Consider the following 2,459-nt stretch of genomic DNA (forward strand, 5'->3'; position numbering starts at 1 on the left):
GCGTGATTTAGCCCGTGACACACTCGGGCTAACAAACAGCGACAAGGCACAGTCTGGCGTTGGACAAATCACCACGTTCAACCAACTCGGGTTCAAGGGGATCAGCGATAAGCCCGACGGGTGGTATCTGCCGCACAACACTGCTGAGACTGCTGTCGTTTTAGAAACGAAAGCCAGCCGTATTGCTCTAGGGCAAGCCCAGGTAGATGAAATCTTAAAAAATGTGCGGATCATTGAGAGCAAATACTCCAAAGTTGTCGGTGTGCTCTACAACGGCGATGACACCCGCGTATTCATGGGCGAAGAAGAATACAAAGCCCCAGGCAGCAACACTCTTCACAACATCGAGTTCTACACAGAGTTGTTCAATGTCGAAGCAATCGACAAAGAGCGGATCTATGAACTCACCTCCAAAATCAACAACTGCCTGCACTTCGAGTTCGGTGTCAAAAACCTCTACCATCGAATGATTTTCACCGCCTGTGCCCTGGTGGCACAGCGATACGGTGTCGAACTGCAACGCCTCAAAGACCTCGGCTACGCCACGTTCCACACAGCCATTCACTCCACGCTGGCCAAGTCACTAGAGAAAAGCCGCAGCCAGAACAACAAAATCGACATCTTGCTCGAAGAGTATTCCGACATCAAGATGAACACCACCGACAACCAGGAAGCCATTAACAGCTTCATTGATTGGGTGGTTGAGATTTCTGAGTGCGTCAACTCTTCCTCATGGCGTGGTGAAGACGTGATGGGCATCTTTTTCAACGAGTTCAACCGGTACAAGAAAAAATCTGAATCGGGTCAGATTTTCACCCCCGAACACATTACCGACTTTATGTACCGGATCGTTGAAGTGAACAAGGATGACCGCGTTCTTGACGCAACATGCGGTAGTGGCGGATTCCTAGTGAAATCCATGTCCAACATGATTCAGGAAGCCGGTGGCGTTAACACCGCCAAAGCCAAGCAGATTAAGCAACACCAGCTCTACGGCATCGAGTTTGACCGCGAAATCTATGCCCTGGCCTGTGCCAACATGCTCATTCATAAAGATGGCAAGACCAACCTTGAACAGTTGGACGCGCGCAAAGATAAAGCCGCCCGATGGATCGAAGACAAGGACATCACCAAAGTCTTGATGAACCCACCGTATGAAAAAAAATACGGGTGCATGACAATCGTAGAAAACGTTTTAGACAACGTTCCACCACGCACCCCTTGCGCATTCATTCTGCCTGACAAGAAACTTGAAAAAACATCCAAGAAGCAGATGAAGCGAATCTTGTCTCACCACCGACTCAAAAAGATCATCAAACTACCTGAAGACCTGTTCTTTGGTGTGGGCGTGACAACAAGCGTTTTCATTTTTGAGTCCGGTGTTGCTCAAGACAATAAGCAGATTTTCGCGTGCTACATGGAAACTGACGGCCTTGTGACAGTCAAAAACAAGGGTCGTCATGACGTGTACGAAAAATGGGCGGCAATCGAAGACTACTGGGTTGACGTTGTTGAAAAACAGTCTGGTGATGACACCTGCCAGTGGATTAAGCCAGATGAACACCTGTCCTACCAGTTACCTCAAAAACCGTTTGAGATCTTCGAAGAAGATTTTAAACGCACCGCCATGGACTACCTTCTGTTCCAGCGTGGCATTGATGCAAAAGAGTTTGGAGATCAGATTCGTGAAGTAGTCATGTATTCGAGTTCAATCAATACTGACGATGAGAATGTGATTGTTTCGATGGACATAGACGGTAACAGCAATGAGTAAATTGGAAACAAGTGACTGGCAGAAATTCCTGTTAACTGATTTATTTGATATGTCGAATACGCAGAGTATTGTTCAGAAAAACATTACTCCCGATAGTGGCAAAATCCCCTATGTTACTGCTTCGTCGTTTAACAATGGTGTGTTGACATACATTGATTGTCCATCAACATGGATGGATAAAGGTGGATGCATCATGATCGGCGGGAAAACCTTAACGTTTACTTTTCAAGAAAATGATTTTTGCTCAAATGATAGTCATAACATCGCTCTCTATCTTAAAAGCAAACAACATGCAACAAAGCAAGTCTATTTGTTTCTAATCTCAGCACTTAGATCTGTCTTGCGGCAGAAGTATTCTTGGGGCGATTCGATTTCAATGAAGCGAATTGTCGATGATGAAATCTATCTCCCTGTTGATGCAATGGGTCAGCCAGACTGGGCATACATGGAGCGATACATGACAAACGTGCTTGAGCAAAGCGAAAGCAACATCGATGTCCTATCCAGCGTGATCAATTAGCGCAGACACAACAACGCCCCCTTACACAGACCACGTAAGGGGGCGAAGTTGTGAGTGTCTTTTACTTGATCACCCCAGATCCGGTGCATTGCATTGACTCGCCAGGTTCAAGGCGATCTGATGGGCAAGAAACCTTCACTCCCTTATCGTCCTTGACCGTAATAC

Annotated in this window: 2 protein-coding genes; both read left to right on the plus strand. The window is 46.5% G+C overall.

Features of this window, described 5'->3' with window-relative positions; translation table 11 throughout:
* On the plus strand, positions 1 to 1,774 hold a 1,774-nt coding region (locus tag A9753_RS09315; RefSeq protein ID WP_067783819.1), incomplete at its 5' end, for an HsdM family class I SAM-dependent methyltransferase.
* Complete coding sequence (locus tag A9753_RS09320) at positions 1,767 to 2,294, plus strand: restriction endonuclease subunit S (protein ID WP_067783821.1); 528 nt, start codon at positions 1,767 to 1,769, stop codon at positions 2,292 to 2,294. The genes A9753_RS09315 and A9753_RS09320, both read left to right, overlap by 8 nt.
* Positions 2,295 to 2,459 lie beyond the last annotated feature (165 nt).

The organism is Actinomyces vulturis, from assembly GCF_001687305.1.
Taxonomy (GTDB): domain Bacteria; phylum Actinomycetota; class Actinomycetes; order Actinomycetales; family Actinomycetaceae; genus Actinomyces; species Actinomyces vulturis.